This is a genomic window from Pseudomonas sp. GG8 (assembly GCF_052976945.1).
Genome location: NZ_JBRIIP010000001.1, coordinates 1,060,775 through 1,079,541, shown reverse-complemented (window position 1 = coordinate 1,079,541; position 18,767 = coordinate 1,060,775). Strand labels below are relative to the sequence as shown.

At 59.0% G+C, this 18,767-nt stretch carries 14 protein-coding genes; 7 read left to right on the top strand and 7 right to left on the bottom strand.

What is annotated here, in order from left to right; genetic code table 11:
* Positions 1-2: 2 nt before the first annotated feature.
* The 4 genes from ACVBEG_RS05275 to ACVBEG_RS05260 all read left to right on the top strand — a co-directional run bounded on the left by ACVBEG_RS05275 (position 3) and on the right by ACVBEG_RS05260 (position 4,939).
* Positions 3-953 carry an ABC transporter permease gene (locus tag ACVBEG_RS05275; protein ID WP_322178171.1) on the top strand — a complete coding sequence of 317 codons (951 nt, stop codon included), beginning with the start codon at positions 3-5 and terminating at the stop codon, positions 951-953.
* 7 nt (positions 954-960) lie between these two features.
* Positions 961-1,770, top strand: coding sequence for an ABC transporter permease (locus ACVBEG_RS05270; protein WP_374028615.1), 810 nt, complete (start codon positions 961-963; stop codon positions 1,768-1,770).
* A gap of 118 nt (positions 1,771-1,888) precedes the next feature.
* Complete coding sequence (locus ACVBEG_RS05265; protein WP_323566377.1) at positions 1,889-3,313, top strand: gamma-aminobutyraldehyde dehydrogenase; 1,425 nt, start codon at positions 1,889-1,891, stop codon at positions 3,311-3,313.
* Between the two features lie 147 nt (positions 3,314-3,460).
* Complete coding sequence (locus ACVBEG_RS05260) at positions 3,461-4,939, top strand: APC family permease (protein ID WP_322178169.1); 1,479 nt, start codon at positions 3,461-3,463, stop codon at positions 4,937-4,939.
* A gap of 95 nt (positions 4,940-5,034) precedes the next feature.
* On the opposite strand, the gene ACVBEG_RS05255 is transcribed toward ACVBEG_RS05260, so the two are convergent.
* The 3 genes from ACVBEG_RS05255 to ACVBEG_RS05245 form a co-directional block, all read right to left on the bottom strand.
* Complete coding sequence (locus ACVBEG_RS05255; protein ID WP_322215232.1) at positions 5,035-6,141, bottom strand: NADH:flavin oxidoreductase/NADH oxidase; 1,107 nt, start codon at positions 6,139-6,141, stop codon at positions 5,035-5,037.
* Positions 6,142-6,253: 112 nt separating this feature from the next.
* Positions 6,254-7,969 (bottom strand): single-stranded-DNA-specific exonuclease RecJ, encoded by a 1,716-nt coding sequence (gene recJ / locus ACVBEG_RS05250; protein ID WP_322178167.1) that lies wholly within the window; start codon positions 7,967-7,969, stop codon positions 6,254-6,256.
* A 60-nt stretch (positions 7,970-8,029) separates the two neighbouring features.
* Positions 8,030-8,572, bottom strand: coding sequence for a YaeQ family protein (locus tag ACVBEG_RS05245; protein ID WP_322178166.1), 543 nt, complete (start codon positions 8,570-8,572; stop codon positions 8,030-8,032).
* Positions 8,573-8,762: 190 nt separating this feature from the next.
* Between ACVBEG_RS05245 and ACVBEG_RS05240 the strand changes: the two genes are divergently transcribed.
* Positions 8,763-9,962 carry a CaiB/BaiF CoA transferase family protein gene (locus ACVBEG_RS05240; protein ID WP_322215229.1) on the top strand — a complete coding sequence of 400 codons (1,200 nt, stop codon included), beginning with the start codon at positions 8,763-8,765 and terminating at the stop codon, positions 9,960-9,962.
* Positions 9,963-10,004: 42 nt separating this feature from the next.
* Positions 10,005-10,889, top strand: coding sequence for a TIGR02285 family protein (locus tag ACVBEG_RS05235; protein WP_407074669.1), 885 nt, complete (start codon positions 10,005-10,007; stop codon positions 10,887-10,889).
* Between the two features lie 185 nt (positions 10,890-11,074).
* Here the strand turns inward: ACVBEG_RS05235 and ACVBEG_RS05230 are convergent, their stop codons facing one another.
* Complete coding sequence (locus tag ACVBEG_RS05230; protein WP_322178163.1) at positions 11,075-11,368, bottom strand: DUF3509 domain-containing protein; 294 nt, start codon at positions 11,366-11,368, stop codon at positions 11,075-11,077.
* 265 nt (positions 11,369-11,633) lie between these two features.
* On the opposite strand from ACVBEG_RS05230, the gene ACVBEG_RS05225 reads away from it, so the two are divergent.
* Positions 11,634-12,296 carry a response regulator transcription factor gene (locus ACVBEG_RS05225; protein ID WP_322178162.1) on the top strand — a complete coding sequence of 221 codons (663 nt, stop codon included), beginning with the start codon at positions 11,634-11,636 and terminating at the stop codon, positions 12,294-12,296.
* Here ACVBEG_RS05225 and ACVBEG_RS05220 read toward each other — a convergent pair.
* The 3 genes from ACVBEG_RS05220 to thrC form a co-directional block, all read right to left on the bottom strand.
* Positions 12,261-13,520, bottom strand: a complete 1,260-nt coding sequence (locus ACVBEG_RS05220) for an EAL domain-containing response regulator (protein ID WP_322183059.1) — start codon at positions 13,518-13,520, stop codon at positions 12,261-12,263. The genes ACVBEG_RS05225 and ACVBEG_RS05220 overlap by 36 nt on opposite strands.
* A gap of 86 nt (positions 13,521-13,606) precedes the next feature.
* On the bottom strand, positions 13,607-17,191 hold the full coding sequence (locus tag ACVBEG_RS05215) for a transporter substrate-binding domain-containing protein (RefSeq protein ID WP_443690354.1): 3,585 nt from the start codon (positions 17,189-17,191) through the stop codon (positions 13,607-13,609).
* Positions 17,192-17,319: 128 nt separating this feature from the next.
* The gene (gene thrC / locus ACVBEG_RS05210; RefSeq protein WP_447107427.1) at positions 17,320-18,744 is read right to left on the bottom strand and encodes a threonine synthase; all 1,425 of its coding nucleotides are present in this window, start codon (positions 18,742-18,744) and stop codon (positions 17,320-17,322) included.
* Between the last annotated feature and the right edge of the window lie 23 nt (positions 18,745-18,767).

The window sequence follows — 18,767 nt, the reverse complement described above, 5'->3', positions numbered from 1 at the left end:
CCATGAGCCAGGCCATCTCCCACCCGGCGACGCAGCCCGGACAATCGCCCTTGCGGCGCTTCTCCAACCTGCTCTATCGCCGCCCCAATCTCTACCTTGCGCTGCTACTGATCCCTCCACTGCTCTGGTTCGGCGCGGTCTATCTCGGTTCGCTGCTGACCCTGTTGTGGCAGGGCTTCTATACCTTCGACGACTTCACCATGGCAGTTACTCCTGAACTGACCCTGGCCAACTTCGCGGCCCTGTTCAGTCCGGCGAATTTCGACATCATCAAGCGCACCTTGGGCATGGCGGTGGCGGTGTCTATTGCCAGCGGCATCGTCGCGTTCCCTATCGCCTATTACATGGCGCGCTACACCACGGGCAAGACCAAGGCATTTTTCTACATCGCCGTGATGATGCCAATGTGGGCCAGCTACATCGTCAAGGCCTATGCCTGGACCCTGCTGTTGGCCAAAGGCGGCGTGGCGCAGTGGTTCGTTCAGCACATGGGGCTGGAACCGGTGTTGCAGTTCATCCTGGGTATTCCCGGCGTGGGCGGTAGCACCTTGTCGACCTCGCACCTGGGGCGCTTCATGGTCTTCGTCTACATCTGGCTGCCGTTCATGATCCTGCCAATCCAGGCGTCACTGGAGCGCTTGCCCCCGTCGTTGTTGCAAGCCTCCGCAGACCTTGGCGCCACGCCACGCCAGACCTTCATGAACGTGACGTTGCCGCTGTCGGTGCCAGGAATCGCTGCCGGTTCAATTTTCACCTTTTCCCTGACCTTGGGCGACTTCATCGTGCCGCAGCTGATCGGTCCACCCGGCTACTTCATCGGCAGCATGGTCTACGCCCAACAAGGCGCTATCGGCAACATGCCCATGGCCGCAGCCTTCACTCTGGTGCCCATCGTGCTGATCGCTGTTTATCTGTCCATTGTCAAACGACTGGGGGCCTTCGATGCGCTCTAAACCTTCGTTGCAGGGGGAAAAAGCCTCCCTTGGCCTGAAGCTGGCCGCATGGGGTGGGCTGGTGTTCCTGCACTTCCCGATTTTCATCATCTTCATGTACGCCTTCAACACCGAAGATGCCGCCTTCAGCTTCCCACCCCAGGGTTTCACCCTGAAGTGGTTCAGCGTGGCGTTCTCGCGCCCCGATGTGCTGGAGTCCATCAAGCTCTCGCTGGAGATCGCCTGCATCGCCACGTTGATCGCCATGGTCCTCGGCACGCTGGCATCCGCTGCGCTGTACCGACGGGATTTTTTCGGCAAGGACGGCATTTCGCTGATGCTGATTCTGCCCATCGCCCTGCCGGGGATCATCACCGGTATCGCCCTGCTCTCGGCCTTCAAGACCCTGGGAATCGAACCGGGGATGTTCACCATCATCGTCGGCCACGCGACCTTCTGCGTGGTGATTGTCTACAACAACGTCATCGCCCGCTTGCGCCGCACGTCCCACAGCCTGATCGAAGCGTCGATGGACCTGGGTGCAGACGGCTGGCAGACCTTCCGCTACATCATCATGCCCAACCTCGGTTCGGCATTGCTGGCCGGAGGGATGCTGGCGTTCGCCCTGTCGTTCGACGAAATCATCGTGACCACCTTTACCGCCGGCCATGAACGCACGTTGCCGATCTGGCTGCTCAACCAACTCAGTCGCCCACGCGACGTACCGGTGACCAACGTGGTCGCCATGCTGGTGATGCTGGTGACCATGCTGCCGATCCTCGGCGCCTATTACCTGACACGCGGCGGCGAGAGCGTGGCGGGCAGTGGCGGTAAATAAAGAACACCAACAATCCCCTGTAGGAGCTGCCGAAGGCTGCGATAAGGCCGGAACGGCCTTCGGCGGCTTCTACCGTTTTTTTGCTCGACGACAATAATTGCCTGAAGAGGAATCAACCATGCAAACAAAACTGTTGATCAATGGCCATCTCGTCGCTGGCGAAGGTCCCAGCCAGTCTGTCTTCAACCCAGCCTTGGGTCGGGTGTTGGTCGAAATCAACGAAGCCAGTGAAGCCCAGGTCGACGCCGCCGTGCGGGCTGCCGATGCGGCCTTTGAAAGCTGGTCACAGACCTCGCCCAAAGATCGCTCGCTGCTGTTGCTCAAACTGGCCGACGCCATTGAAGCCCATGGCGAAGAGCTGGCCAAACTGGAGTCGGACAACTGCGGCAAGCCTTACAGCGCCGCACTGAACGATGAAATCCCGGCGATTGCCGACGTATTTCGCTTCTTCGCGGGCGCCAGTCGCTGCATGAGTGGTTCAGCGGCCGGTGAATACCTGCCGGGCCACACCTCTATGATCCGTCGTGATCCTATCGGTGTCGTGGCGTCGATTGCGCCCTGGAACTACCCGCTGATGATGGTCGCCTGGAAAATCGCCCCGGCGCTGGCCGCTGGCAATACCGTGGTACTCAAACCGTCCGAGCAAACACCACTGACCGCGTTGCGTCTGGTGGAGCTGGCGGCCGATATCTTCCCGGCCGGTGTACTCAATCTGGTGTTCGGTCGAGGGCAAACCGTCGGCAATCCGCTGGTGACCCATCCAAAAGTGCGCATGGTCTCGTTGACCGGCTCTATCGCCACGGGCTCGCACATCATTTCCAGCACCGCCGACAGCGTCAAACGCATGCACATGGAGCTGGGCGGCAAGGCACCGGTAATCATTTTCGATGATGCTGATATCGACGCTGCGGTCGAGGGCATTCGCACGTTCGGTTTCTACAACGCCGGCCAGGATTGCACCGCCGCGTGCCGGATCTACGCACAAAAAGGCATCTACGAAAAATTCGTTACCCGGCTGGGCGAAGCTGTCAGCACCATCAAGTACGGTTTGCAAGACGACCCGGAAACCGAGCTCGGTCCACTGATCACTGCACAGCATCGCGACCGCGTGGTGGGCTTCGTCGAACGCGCGCTCGCTAAATCGCACATGCGCCTGATCACTGGCGGCAAGGTGGTTGAGGGCAACGGCTTCTTCTTCGAACCCACCGTGATTGCCGGTGCGAAACAGGATGATGAAATCGTCCGCCGCGAAGTGTTCGGCCCGGTGGTCTCGGTCACCCAGTTCGACGATGAGGCGCAAGTATTGGGTTGGGCCAACGACTCGGACTACGGTTTAGCCTCATCGGTCTGGACCCAAGACGTCGGACGCGCCCACAGGATGGCTGCGCGCTTGCAGTATGGCTGCACCTGGGTCAACACCCACTTCATGCTGGTCAGCGAAATGCCCCATGGCGGGCAGAAGCTCTCCGGGTATGGCAAAGACATGTCCATGTACGGGCTGGAGGATTACACCACCGTGCGCCATGTGATGTTCAAACACTGAGGGCGTTTCACGCGCTATCGCAGCCTTCGACGATTTCCGTTTCACCCGCAATCCAGATCAAAACAATAACGACCGAATCGGGTTGTGCAGTGAGTGCACAACCACGGTTTCGGACACACCAAATCTGCCGATTTTCTGGAGAAACATATGAGCGCAACCCCGCTAGCCGCCGCGCTGGACAGCGATGCAGAACAACTCCTCAAGTTGGGGTACACCTCCAACTTCAACCGCACCATGAGCCTGTGGGAGAACTTCGCCCTCGGCTTCACTTACCTGTCGCCCGTGGTGGGCGTCTACACCTTGTTTGGCCTGTGCCTGGCAGCAGGCGGTCCACCGATGTTCTGGGCTTACCTGTTAGTGGGCATGGGTCAGTTGTTGGTGTGCCTGATTTTCGGTGAAGTGGTTTCGCAGTTCCCGATTTCCGGCGGTGTGTACCCATGGGCTCGTCGCTTGGTGGGCAAGCGCTGGGCATGGATGGTTGGCTGGATCTATGCAATCGCCCTGTGCGTGACCATCGCCGCCGTTGCTGTGGGTGCCGGACCGTATCTGGCCGCCATGCTCGGATTCGAGCCTAGCGCCAACACCAACATTGTCATCGCGCTGGTGCTGACCCTGTTTGCCACGCTGGTCAATCTCAGCGGCACCAAAGTGCTCGCGCGCATCGCCATGTTTGGTTTTCTCTGCGAACTGATCGGTGCGGTAATCGTCGGTCTGTATCTGCTGATCTTCGAGCGTCACCAACCGTTGAGTGTGCTGTTCAATACCTTCGACATCCGCATTGATGGCTCTTACATGCCGGCGTTCCTGACCGCGTCGCTGGCGGGGATGTTCCTGTACTACGGCTTCGAGGCCTGCGGTGATGTTGCCGAAGAAACGCCTAACCCGAGCAAGATGATCCCGCGCGCCATGCGCATGACCATCTATATCGGTGGCGCAGCAGCGATGTTCGCCTGCCTGGCGCTGATCCTCTCCGTACCGGACATGGCCGCAGTGATCAACGGCACCGACAAGGATCCGGTGACCACCATCCTCAGCAACGCCTTTGGCGTCAATGGCTCGAAAGTGGTGATGGCCGTGGTGATGGTGTCCTTCGTCTCCTGCGTCATCAGCTTGCAAGCCGCCGCCAGCCGCCTGCTTTATGCCTACGCACGGGATGAAATGATCATCGGCAGCACTGTGCTGAAACGCCTGTCACCCAACACTCAGGTGCCAGTTGCAGCGTTGTTCGTTGCTGGCGTACTGCCCGCTTTGATCATCTGCCTGGGCTTTGTGTTGCAGGATGCGGTCGCCACCATCGTCAGCTTCGCCGCCATCGGTATCTACCTGGCGTTCCAGATGATTGTCATGGCCGCCCTCTTCGCCCGCGCACGCGGCTGGAAGCCAAGCGGTCAATTCAGCCTCGGTAAATGGGGCCTGCCCATTAACCTTGGCGCGTTGATCTACGGGGTGTTGGCCATCATCAACATGGCCTGGCCTCGTACCCCGGATGCCGCCTGGTACATCAACTACGCCATGGTCCTGACCACCGCCATTGTCATTGGCCTGGGCTTGATCTACATGTGGCTGGGTAAACCGTACGACCACGGTACGGCGCCCGCTGGGGATGCCTGGAAAGTCAGGAAGTAAAAGCCTTTGATCTGAGAATGCCCACGCTCTGCGTGGGCATTTCGTCTGGGCGTCTTCGCGAATAGGTTCGCCCCCGGTGGGCGGAGTGCTCGACCTCACTCGCGCAAATCGGACTCATGGATCGGTTGATCACGATGAGTCGCGCGTTGATATTGCGCGGGCCAGGTGGCTTTGCGTCCGCCCAAGTCATCGTCAGCGTGCAGGGGCCAGTACGGATCACGCAGCAGTTCGCGGGCGAGCAGGATCAAGTCAGCTTGCCCGGTACGCAGGATGTGCTCGGCCTGGGCCGGTTCTGTGATCATGCCGACGGTGCCGGTAGCAATCCCCGACTCCTTGCGCACCCGCTCGGCGAACCGAGTCTGGTAACCGGGGCCGACTGGAATTTCTGCATTGGCAGACGTGCCGCCCGACGACACGTCGATCAAGTCCACGCCTATGTTTTTCAAGCGTCGCGCCAGCTCAACGGTTTCGTCCGGATTCCAGCCGTCTTCGACCCAGTCAGTGGCAGAGACACGTACGAACAATGGCAGTTCTTCGGGCCAAATGGCGCGTACCGCCTCGGTGACTTGCAGGGTCAGGCGAATGCGATTTTCAAACGTGCCGCCATATTGATCGCGACGCTGATTGCTCAACGGCGACAGGAACTGATGCAACAGATAGCCGTGAGCGGCGTGAATCTCGACCACTTTGAAACCCGCCGTCAGCGCGCGCTGCGCCGCGTCGACGAACGCCTGAATCACCTCCTGGATCTGGTGCTCATCCAGTTGTACTGGCGCCGTGTGTTTGGGGTCGAATGCGATAGGCGAAGGCCCGACTGGTGTCCAGCCACCCTCACTTAATGGCACGCTGCCCTGCTTGCCCAACCAGGGTCGCCAAGTGCTGGCCTTCCGACCGGCATGCGCCAGCTGGATACCGGCAACCGCACCTTGAGCCGTGATGAAACGGGTGATGCGTTGCAAAGGCTCGATCTGTTCGTCGTTCCACAACCCCAAATCTTCGGGAGTGATGCGCCCGTCTTTGGTGACGGCGGTGGCCTCGGTGAATACCAGCCCGGCACCGCCGACGGCGCGGCTACCGAGATGAACCAGATGCCAGTCGTTGGCCAGGCCATCGACACAGGAGTACTGACACATCGGCGACACCGCGATGCGATTGAGCAGGGTCAGTTGACGCAGGGTAAAGGGTTCAAGCAGCAGGCTCATGGGGACCTCTCAAATTGACAATCGGGTTCCAGATTCTGTGTGGCATGTTTCTGTACAACAATGCCTAGAGCCTAGTCGACAACTCAAGAGAGATCAGGGTTCCTGCAGCAAATCAACGCGCAGCGATATGCGCCACCATCAACTGTACGGTTTCGTTGCCACGAAATTCGTTGAGGTCCAGTTTGTACGCCAGTTCGACCCAGCGAATGGTCGGGTTCGGCCAGATCTCGCGGTCGACGCTGAAGGCGATGCCATCGAGTTTCAGCGAGCCGCATTCGCTTTTCAGTACCATCTTCAGATGACGCTCGCCAACGATGCGTTGTTCTACCAACTGAAACACGCCATGGAACAACGGTTCAGGGAAATGTTGCCCCCAGGGACCCGCGTTGCGCAGCGCCCGGGCCAGTTCCAGATGAAACTCTTCCACGGCCAGCGTGCCATCCGACAGCAGGCGCCCGGTCAGGTCGTCTTCACACAGTTGGCGACGCACTTCCGCGTCAAAGGCTTCGGCAAACGCCGGGAAGTTCGCTTCAGGCAACGACAGGCCAGCGGCCATCGCATGCCCTCCAAACTTGCTGATCAGTTCCGGATGTTTGGCCGCCACGGCATCCAGCGCATCGCGGATATGAAACCCCGGCACTGAACGCGCCGAACCTTTGAGTACGCCCTCCCCGGCGCTGGCGAAGGCGATGGTCGGACGGTGATAACGCTCTTTCAGGCGTGAAGCGAGAATCCCGATCACCCCTTGGTGCCAATCCGCCTCGAACAGGCACAAGCCGAACGGCATCGATTCCAGTGGCAAGTCCTTGAGCTGGGCCAGTGCTTCACGCTGCATGCCCTGCTCGATGGATTTGCGGTCCTGGTTCAACTCGTCGAGTTGCACCGCCATTTCACGGGCCAGGGTTTCGTCTTCACACAGCAGGCATTCGATGCCAAGGCTCATGTCATCCAGACGACCGGCAGCATTCAAACGCGGCCCAATGATAAACCCGAGGTCGGTCGAGGTAATGCGCGCAGGTTCACGGCGCGCGACATCGAGAATCGCCTTGAGCCCCGGTCGCGCCCGACCTGCACGGATGCGCAGCAGGCCTTGATGGACCAGGATGCGATTGTTGGCGTCCAGCGGCACCACATCGGCGACGCTGCCCAGTGCAACCAGATCGAGCAGCTCACCGAGGTTCGGTTGCACCCGCTGGTTGGCCTCGAACCAACCGGTATCACGCAACCGTGCGCGCAATGCCATCAACACGTAGAAAATCACCCCGACGCCGGCCAGGGCCTTGCTGGGGAATTCGCAACCGGGCTGATTCGGGTTGACGATGGCATCGGCTGCCGGCAGTTCATGGCCGGGCAAGTGGTGGTCAGTGACCAGTACCTGCAAGCCCGCAGCCTTGGCCGCCGCCACACCGTCGACGCTGGAAATACCGTTATCCACAGTGATCAGCAATTGCGGCTCTCGCTGCAAGGCGACGGCGACAATTTCCGGGGTCAGGCCATAACCATATTCGAAACGGTTCGGCACCAGATAATCGACATGCGCGGCACCGAGCAGTCGCAACCCCAGCACGCCCACAGTGCTGGCGGTCGCACCGTCCGCATCGAAGTCGCCGACGATCAGGATGCGCTGACGCTCGTTCAACGCCGTGACCAACAGGTCCACCGCCGCATCGATCCCTTTGAGCTGCTGATAAGGAATCAGGCGGGTCAGACTTTTGTCCAGCTCGACCTCGGACAGCACGCCGCGCGCGGCATACAGACGCGTCAGCAAAGGCGGCAGGTCGCCGAGAAACGGCAAAGTGTCAGGCAACAGGCGAGGTTCGATGCGCATTCGGTTTCCGCTGGATTTCTTTGATTGGCGAGCTGGCAGAGCAATCAGTGGCGAGGCGTATCAGCCGCGCTCGCCGGTGAGCCATTGCAGCTGAACTTCGTGCTGACCACGGTCGTCGGTTACGAAAATCGTTCCTTCGCTGATCATCACGTCCCACTTGATAACGCGTGGCATGTCCTTGGCCAGGACTTCCAGAATGTCTTGCGGCACGGCGGCGATGTTAACGTTTTTCAGGTTTTTCGCGACCGGGATGACCTTGGTTTCCCAGACACGCAAGCTGCCGTAGGCCAACAGACTGGTGCGCTCGGTACGACGCGAGCACCATGTGATGCGATCAGCGTCGGGCTGGCCCACTTCGATCCAGTGCAACACGCGACCATCCAGGCTCTTTTCCCAGAGCGCGGGCTCGTCCACGTCCGACAAGCCACGGCCAAACGCCAGGTGCTCGCTATACCAGAAGGCATAAGCCAGCAAACGCACGGTCATGCGCTCTTCAGTTTCAGAGGGGTGGCGGGCGATCGTCTGTTTGACACTTTCATAGACGCTACGGTCGAGGTCGGTGAGATTGAGTTCGAATTTGTAGGTCGTGGACGGCTGGGCCATGAACGGGCTTCTAGATGCGGAGAAAGGCGCCAAGTCTAACCGATGCTGACCCATTGAACGACCGAACCGGCCTGATCTGCCCGGCGGTCGGGACAAATAAGCGCCTGATGCCAGACCAAGGTGCCGCCGGGGCAGAATCTGTCGCCAGAATCGAATAGGCTAAGGCCATTCGCTGCCCACAGGATGCCCCATGCCACTCACTGCCAAACCCCTTGCCGGTCTAAAAGTCATTGAACTGGGAACGTTGATTGCTGGCCCTTTCGCCTCGCGCATCTGCGCCGAGTTCGGTGCCGAGGTGATCAAAATCGAATCGCCGGACGGCGGCGATCCCCTGCGCAAGTGGCGCAAGCTGTACGAGGGGACTTCGCTGTGGTGGTTTGTTCAGTCGCGCAATAAAAAGTCGCTGACGCTCAACCTCAAGCATCCCGAGGGTTTGGCCATCCTCAAGCAGTTGCTGGGCGAGGCCGACATCCTCATCGAAAACTTTCGACCCGGCGTCCTGGAAAAGCTGGGCCTGGGGTGGGAAACCTTGCACGCACTGAACCCGAAACTGGTGATGGTGCGCCTGTCCGGTTTCGGCCAGACCGGACCGATGAAAGATCAGCCAGGGTTCGGCGCAGTCGGGGAATCCATGGGCGGGTTGCGCTATATCACCGGTTTCGAGGATCGGCCACCGGTACGCACCGGGATTTCAATCGGTGACTCGATTGCCGCGCTGTGGGGTGTGATCGGAGCGCTGATGGCGTTGCGTCACCGCGAAGTCAACGGCGGCCAGGGCCAAGTGGTAGATGTGGCGCTGTACGAAGCAATTTTCGCGATGATGGAAAGCATGGTCCCGGAGTTCGATGTGTTCGGGTTCATCCGTGAGCGCACCGGCAACATCATGCCCGGCATTACGCCCTCTTCGATTCACACCAGCGCCGACGGCAAGCACATACAGATTGGCGCCAATGGCGATGCGATCTTCAAACGGTTCATGCAGGTCATCGGGCGTGAGGACCTGGCCAATGATCCCGCGCTGGCCAGCAATGACGGGCGGGACAGCCGCCGTGATGAACTGTACGGCGTGATTGATCGCTGGGTCGGTTCGCTGCCGCTGGAAACACTGTTGAGTGCACTGACCGAAGCTCAGGTGCCTGCCAGTCGTATTTACTCAGCTGAAGACATGTTCAGTGACCCGCAATTTCTCGCCCGGGAAATGTTTCTCCAGGCCAAATTACCCGATGGAAAATTGTTCAAAATGCCCGGCATCGTCCCCAAACTCTCGGAAACACCGGGGTCTGCAGACTGGGTCGGACCCGAGCTGGGGGCCCATAATGCCGAGCTACTGAAAGCTCTGGGTTATGACGCTGAACAGATTGTTCGTTTGCGCGAACAAGGCGTCATCTAAATGACGCTATAATTCAGGCACTTCCCGAGGATTCATCAGCGAATGTTCTATCGCTCCTTGCGGGCCGCCAAGCCCTGTTTAAAGCTCATGCTAGTCTTGGTATCGCTCATTGGCGTGCCGCGCACCAGCATGGCAAAAGACACATTGATCTGGTTACTGCGCGATCTACCGCCCTTGACGATTGCCTCAGGCCCGCAGCAGGGCCAAGGTTCGATTGATCGGCTGATGCCCCTATTGATCGCCCGCATGCCCGAGTTCGAACACCAGCTGTTGCGGGTCAATCGCGCCCGAGGCATGCAAATGCTTCATGAGCCTTCCCTCACTTGCGACCCGACGCTGCTCTGGACTCCAGAGCGAGCGAAAACCATCATTTTCTCGATCCCTACGTATGCAGTGGCCAGCAACGGCATCGTCATTCGTCGTGAAGACGCGAGTCGCTTCAGCCCCTTCATCGAAAACGGCCAGATCGACCTGGTGGCGTTACTGGCGAGCCAGACGATAAAGCTCGGGGTAGTGGCCGAACGCAGTTACGGCCCGGTGATCGATCAAATTGTTCATAGCGCGTCAGGCGCTGACGTCAGCGAGCATTACGGCAACGATGCGGTCGGCAGCCTGTTACAGATGGAGCGCCTGGGCCGCTTGCAAGCCTTTATCAGTTACTGGCCAGAAGCCCGTTACCAGGCACAGCACCAAAGCATCGACCCTGAAGAACTGGCGTTTTACCCGGTCAAAGGCACCGCCAAATATCAGTTCGCCCATGTCGGTTGTTCGAATACCGAGCGAGGCCGGGAGGCCATGGAGATCATCAACCGCGAAATGCGCGTGTTGCGCGAGAGCACACTTGTCGATCTCTACGCCGAGTGGCTCGACCCGTCGTCCCGCGTGGAATATCTGAAGGATGCCAAGGCGTTTTTCGATAAGCCCTGAGCCCACGGAAATACTGACGCGTGCCAAACTATAGACAAAAGAAACCCCGAGCAGCGGGGTAACTAACTCGGGGTCAAACCGTGGTCCCTCGGGACCAGTACGACAGGCAACAATCACCGGAGCACAATGCCTGAACCTGCCGTACTTAATATGAGGCCTGAATACGACTAAGGTTCCCCGATCAGTCAAATAAAATCCAGAACCGGTCTAAATGCCTGCGTTTGAACGTGGCGCATGGCCGCAATCACGCAGGGCTCGATGCGCCCCTCGGCCACCAACAGGTCCCGGTGAAAACCGTCGACCACATCTGTCAGTTGGCGCTTGTCGCAAAACTGCGCTACACACAGCGTGCGCTCGATCACAATCGCACCCGCCGGATTTTTCAGGGTCACCAGACGCTCACCCCGAGCACCTGCAGGGCCCAGCGTTGCCTGGTACGGCGTCAGGGCTTCACTTAGCAGTAAGCTGATATTTTCCATCTAGATCACCACTCAACAGTTTGAATGCAAAGGTGCTTATCAATGACCCCCGGCTTGAGGAAAAAGTTCGTGCGCCGTGAGCTGGGGATTGCCTGCAATCAGGAACCTTGAGCATGCCTGCTGAACATGACAGATAAAAAACAAACGGCTACCCCCCTCGCGACGGAGAGGTCAACCTGCAATACCCTATCAATACGCACAAAGAGCTGCCGATAACCTTCAAGGCAGGTCAATCCCATCTTGCCCATGCAAACGGAGCCTGACCGTGAGTAAGCCCTCTGATCGAACACTGCGCATCATCCTGGCGGACGATCACCCTATTTTCCTGATAGGGCTGCGGGTTGTGCTCGAACAGGGCGGCGACGCTCAGGTAGTGGCCGAGGCTGGCAGCCCGGTAGAACTCAATGAAGCGCTGAAAAGCCACGCGTGTGATGTGCTGGTGACCGATTTCATGATGCCTGTCGATCAACAGAACGATGGGCTGCGGTTACTGGAACGGATTCGACGTGATCATCCACAGTTGCCCATTGTGGTGGTCACCATGCTCAATAATGCAGGACTGTTTAGCTCGATCCTTGCATTGGGGGTCAATGCGCTGTTGAGCAAAGCCAGCCTGGCGGGCGAGTTGCCTGCCGCAATCCTGAGTATCCGGCAGAACAAACACTACATTGCGGACTCGGTAAAACAGGCTCTGCTCGAAGCCGGTGATTACGGTTCTGACGCCCTGGTATCCCACGGGCAGCTCTCACCCAAGGAACAGGAAGTCCTGCGTTTACTGGCGGCCGGGCGCTCGGTTGGGGAAATCGCTGCGCAAATTAACCGAAGCAAAAAAACGGTCAGCACTCAAAAAGTCAGCGCCATGCGCAAGCTGGGCCTGGCCAACGACGCGTCGTTATTCATTTATCTGCAAGAGCATGGGCTGACCTGAAGTCGGACCCGTACGCTCCGCCATCCAGCTCAGTAGAGCGGCCTCGCTCATGGGACGTGCAATGAAATAACCCTGCACTGCGGGCTTGCCCAACGCCTGCAGGGCTCGATAGTCATCGGCGGTTTCAACACCTTCGACCACCACGTTCATCGCCATCTGTCTCGCCATAGTCAAAGCACCGGCGACCACCGCCGACTTGCGTGCGTCTTCGGCCATGCCCCGTACGAATTCGGAAGGGATCTTCAGTTCAGAGAAGGGCAATTGCAGCAAACGCTCAATATTTGAAGCGCCCGTACCAAAGTCGTCGATGGATAATTTGCACCCTTGCAGGCGCAAACGCATCAAGCTTTCCAGTTGCCAGGACGGCGTATTCAGTACCGAGCTCTCGACGACTTCCAGAGTCAGCACCTCTGGTGGCAGGCCGAAACGCGCCAGCAGCGCCAGGATTTCCTGGGCAAAATCGACGTGTTCGAGCATCACCGGCGCGATATTCACGGCCACGGGCAAGGCTTCCCCACGCGCCTGTAATACCTCGGAGGACAATTTCAACGCCAGCTCCAGCATGCGCCAGGTCAGCGGCGCAATCAGGCCCGCATGTTCCAGTGCGGCCATGAACTGGCCGGGCACCAACAGGCCGTACTGCGGGTGCTGCCAACGGACCAGCGCCTCAACGCCCAGCAACTTCCCCTCCAGGCTGACCTTGGGCTGGTAGTGGGCGATCCACTGTTCGGATACTCGGGTATCGCCGATGTGTTGACCCGGGGCTATCGGATACAGCGCTTCCAGTGACAATGACTCCGACACCTGCAACAACGGTAAGGGCGCGGTATCGTGCTCGATGCCCTCGCTGTAAACCTCCAGCAATTTGCATAGCGCCGTTGCCGACGCGGGCTTTGGCAGGCTACCCAGCACCCAGAGCCCCTGCTGTCGTGCCAGATATGCTGCGCCGTCACGCACGCTGGTGTCGGTGCTGCTGAGAATGATCACCGCTCGGGCCTGCCGGGTTTCGGCCAGATACCGGATCATTTCGAGCCCGTCCGGGCCGTCCATCTGCAAGTCGCAGATGGCGATATCGACGCTGCCCCGATTGGCCAACGATTGTTGCGCCGCTGCGACGCCGTCAGCCGCCAGGACGTTGAAGACTTGATTGGCATTGAGCATCTGGTGCAGCGCCATCAGTTGAAACGGATTGTCTTCAAGGATCAGAACGTTAAGAGAGTTCACAGTCATGCCTCGCGGGCCGGAGCGGTTTTAGCCAAAAGTGATCTGTACTTTAAAGGCCCCCGCATCTGTACCCCATAGGACAAGTCCTAAACAGGCGGTACCGGCAAGTGCTGCTGAATGTCGACGCGAAGCTGCCCGATAGCGTCGTCCAGCTTCTGCCACTCCTCGACCAGCGTTACGCTGGATTGCACGCGCACGCTAGCGTCGAGGCTGGCACAGGCCTTCGCCAGCGGCACCGCGTCGATCAGACACGCGGCGCCCTTCAAACGGTGCAGTGAAGCGCTCAGGGCCTTCCAGTCCTGTGCGCTCACCGCTGGCTGCAAAACACCCCATTCCTGTTCCAGGTTTTTCCACAGTTCCAAAAGCAACAGCTGCATCTGCTCATCGTTGGCCCGGGTCATTTGCCGCAAGGACTGGATATCAAACGATTGTGCGGGCGCAATATCGGCGAGCAATTGTGCCAGTTGCTCCAGAGGCACTGGCTTGATCAGAAGCCGGTCCATGCCTGCCTGCTCACAGCGCTGGCGTTCATCACTCATGGCATTGGCGGTGCAACCGATGACCGGACAAGGCCGCAGTTGCTCCAGAGCTTCGATCCGTCGAATGTTTTCGGTCAGGGTATAACCGCTCATGCCTGGCATATTGCAGTCAGTGATAACCCCGTCGAAGTCACCCTCACGCCAGAGCGCCAAGGCCGACTCCGCGCTGTGGGTGGACACCACTTCATGCCCGAGAAACTCAAGCTGTTGAGTCAGTACTAGACGGTTGGCCGACAGATCATCGACGATCAGCAACTGCAACGAACGGCTGACAGCTCGCTGCTGAAGGGGCTCTGGGCCTTTGCTCGACGCTTGGGCGCGGGCCAGCTCCAGCTCAACGGTGACCAGTGTTCCGGCCCCCGGCTCGCTCTCAAGGCCGATCTGCCCGCCCATCAATTCCACCAGTTGCCTGCAAATACTCAACCCCAGGCCGGTGCCGCCATATTCGGCTGCAGTATCGCCGCTGGCCTGAGAAAACGGCTGGAACAACAGGCTCTGCTGCTGCGCACTGATGCCGACACCGCTGTCCTTGACGCTGATCTGCAAGCAGGGCCGGTGCTGATCCGCCCCGGTCACGCTGACGCGCATAAGCACCGCGCCTTCGCGGGTGAATTTCAAGGCGTTGCCGAGCAGGTTGTGCAATACCTGACGCAGGCGCAACGGATCAAGCCAGTAGTCACCCTCGGCCTGTTCGGCGAACTCCAGCCGCAGGTCTAGGCCCTTCTCCGACGCCTTGGCCTCGAACAGTTTGCAAATACCTTCAAAGAACGGTCGCAACGGGGTTGTGACCAGCGTCAATTGCATACTCCCGGATTCGATCTTGGCCAGGTCCAGGCTGTCGCCGATCAGGGCGATCAATTCCTGTGCGGACTGGTACGCAACGTTTAGCCCCTCGGACGGCAGCGTGCCCTGACGTAAAGCCTGTTCGCGCTCAAGTTCAAGCAGACCGATGATGGCGCCCATCGGCGTGCGGATTTCATGGCTCATGGTTGCCAGGAAAGCGCTTTTGGCGACATTGGCCAGCTCGGCCTCCTGCCGCGCCTGGTCGAGCTGGGCTTCCAGTTGCTTGCGTTCGGTGATGTCTATCCAGCCACCCAGCAAGCCCTGCAACTGGCCATCGGCCCGGTAAAAGGGCACGGTCCACTGATAGGCCTCAATCAACCGGCCAAAGAGCTCCATCTGCCGGTCAGCGAACACCGGCTGCCGGGTTTCCAGGAGTTTCAGGTAATCGGCATGCATCTGTTCGGCGCTCGGACGAGGGATCAAATCCACATCGATCAAGCGCCGGCCACTCATCTGTTCAAAACTGATCCCGAAGCTTTCCTCATAACTGCGGTTGCACGAAATCAACCGGCCATTGAGGTCCCGCACATAAATCGGGTTGGGGATACCGTCGAGCAAGGCATGCTTGAACGCCAACTGATCACTGAGCTGTTCCTCTGCCCTGAGCCGCTGGCGAATCTGCACCTTCAGGCGACTGCTCCAGACCAGCGAGACCAGGCCCAGCATCAGTGCGACTGCAAGTGTCCAATAAACCCACGGCGGGATGCGTTGCCAGAGCGTGGGTTGAGGGATGACCGCACCCAGCCACTTCAGGCGGATAGCCCGTAACTCGCCCACGGGAAATTCTTCCAGGGCCTTGTTCAGGATGCTCAACAGCTCCGGTTGAGTCTCGACCACTGAAAAACGATCAGGTGACCATTGCCCCTCAACACTACGACCGACTTTCAGCACCCCCGGCGGGAACAGATAGGCCCCTGCCTCATTCTGGATGGTTGCATCGGCCTGACCGTCTTCGACCAACTGACGGGCTTGCTCGTAGGTCTTGACCGATCGAAGCTTGATGTCTGGATGACTGCGCCGGATAAAGTCTTCCAGCGCATGTTTGGCGGGCAGCGCCAGAACCCGTCCCGACAGATCATTCAGGGTCAGCGGCGACGGGTCCTTGCTGCGCACGACGAAAACCCAGGCATTACCACCATACGAGTAGGTGAAGCCGAGGAACTTCTTGCGTTCAGCGTTCTCCCCCAAGGTCGTATTCATGTCGGCCTGACCGGTGCGCAGCAAGTGCATGGTTTCTTCCGTCGAAGACGATTCCTTGTGCACGAACTGCAGGCCGGTCATGCGCGAAATACGCGCCAGCACGTCCACATTCAGGCCAACCCACTGGCCGTTCTTGTCTTGGTACAAGTACGGCGGATGTTGGCCAGAAGCCACCGTGACACGCGGATGTTTGCGGACCCAGCCTTGCTCGGCGGTCGTCAACTTGATGCGTTGCCGGGCGATGTCCGAGCCAAGGCCCGTGGTCCAGCGCACGACTACCTCGCGCCTGACCGACGGGTCGATACGCTTGAGCGCACGGTCAATCATCGAAAGCAGGGTCCCGTCTTCTTTGCGAGTGGCGAACGAGAACCCAACCGGCGGCAGTGCGCTTTCGGATTTGATCTGTAACCCCAGATAGGGGCGCAAGGCACTGTAGGAGCGCACGATGACCTCGTTGCCGATAAATGCATCGACTTCACCTTGGCTCAAGGCCTCAAGAGCACTGTAGAGATTAGGCGCGAGGATAATTTCGCTGTCGGGATAAACCGCATGGACCACCCGCGCATCGGCGTAGCCATCGAGCAATACCACTTTTTTACCCTTCAGCCCGGACGGCAGGGTCACGTCACTCCCGCGTCCGACGATCACCGAGCGGTCGGGCATGTAGTCGGCGGAAAACGCCAATTCCTTCACGCCTCGCTCGAAGCCATTGGCACTGGTAAGAATATCGATGGTGTCGTTACGCAGGGCGAGAATGGCCTCTTCGCGTCGGGCGAAACCTACTACTTGCATGGGCACCGACAGCGTGCTGCCAATTAGGCTCAGGTAGTCGGCGCTAATGCCCTGATAGCGATTGCGATCACTGGTGATGTCGATCGGCTCGTAATCGGCAATCGAGATGCCCACGCGAAGGGGGCGATGCTGATCGAGCCATTGTTGATCCTGAGGTTCCAGGAGCATGGGCGGCAGGCTTACAAAGGGTGCCACCAGACTGAAAGGCAAACTTTGCGCAGCGGGCGCGGCCTGACTCAGGAATAACAGCATCCACAGCAAGGCTGTGTGCAAAACGCTTTTGTTTGTGGCACTCATACCGTGCCTGCTGACTTTCTTCACCGCAGTCTTCCCGTCCGTAGGGATCCAAAACCCCCGGAGTGTGGCACGCAAAAACAAAAAAGCCCGCCAAATGGCGGGCCTGATCTTGTTACACAACGATACCGTCAGAGCGGTTTGCCGCGATTACCGTGCAGGCTGACGAAGGCCTGTATGGCTTTAAGGTCATTTGGCAGAACGGTGCACTTCTCGTTTCGCTCAAACAAATCAGCCAAATGTGCAGGCAGCTCAAGGGCTTTTCCTACACCGGCTTTCTCCACTGCATCCGGGAACTTGACCGGATGCGCGGTCCCCAGAATCACCATCGGCGTATCCAGGCTGCGACGGCAATCGCGGGCGGCCTTGACCCCAATGGCGGTGTGCGGATCGAGCACTTCGCCCGTCTGCGCGAAGACTTCGGCGATGGTCTCGCAGGTCTGCTCATCGCTGACTGCCAGAGAATCGAACAGCTTGCGGGTTTCGGTCCAGCGATCTTCATCGACGCTAAACGTACCGGTCTGCTTGAAGGTGTCCATCAAGCCAGCGATGGCGGCGCCATTGCGCCCATGCATATCGAACAGCAAACGCTCGAAGTTCGACGACACCATGATGTCCATGGACGGCGACAGGGTCGCGTGCAGGGTTTCCTTGGAGTACTGATTGCCGCTCATGAAGCGGTGCAGAATGTCATTGCGGTTGGTGGCGACAATCAGCTGGCTGATCGGCAAGCCCATGTTGCGCGCCAGGTAACCGGCGAAAATATCGCCGAAGTTACCGGTTGGAACCGAGAACGCAACCGAACGCGCCGGCCCGCCGAGCTGCAGGGCCGCATGAAAGTAGTACACGATCTGAGCCATGATCCGCGCCCAGTTGATCGAGTTGACCGCAACCAGACGCGTGCCCTTGAGAAAGTCCTGATCGGCGAAGCTGTCTTTGACCATCTCCTGGCAGTCATCGAAGTTGCCTTCGACGGCAATGTTGTGGATGTTCTCACCGAAGATGGTAGTCATCTGCCGACGCTGAACTTCCGAGACACGATTGTTCGGATGCAGGATGAAGATGTCGACGTTGTCGCAACGACGGCAGCCTTCGATGGCGGCCGAGCCCGTATCACCGGAGGTCGCGCCCAGAATCACTACGCGTTCGCCACGCTTGGCCAACACATAATCGAGCAGACGCCCAAGCAGTTGCAGGGCGAAGTCCTTGAAGGCCAGGGTGGGACCATGGAACAACTCAAGCACCCACTCATTGCCATTCAACGGGCGCAGCGGCGCAATGCCACTGTGGGCGAATACGCCCCCCTCTCCCGACGAATAGGTTTCTTCCAGAATCTTTTTGAAGTCGGCATCCGGGATGCTGCCGGTGACGAAGGGGCGCATGACCCGGAACGCCAACTCGTGATACGGCAGACCCGCCCAGGAGGCGATTTCTTCCAGGGTAAAGCGCGGCAGGTTTTCCGGCACATACAGGCCGCCATCACCGGCAAGACCCGCGAGCAGCACGTCTTCGAAGTTCAGGGCTGGCGCTTGGCCGCGGGTACTGATGTAACGCATGATTGTTCCTCTCTAAAACAAGA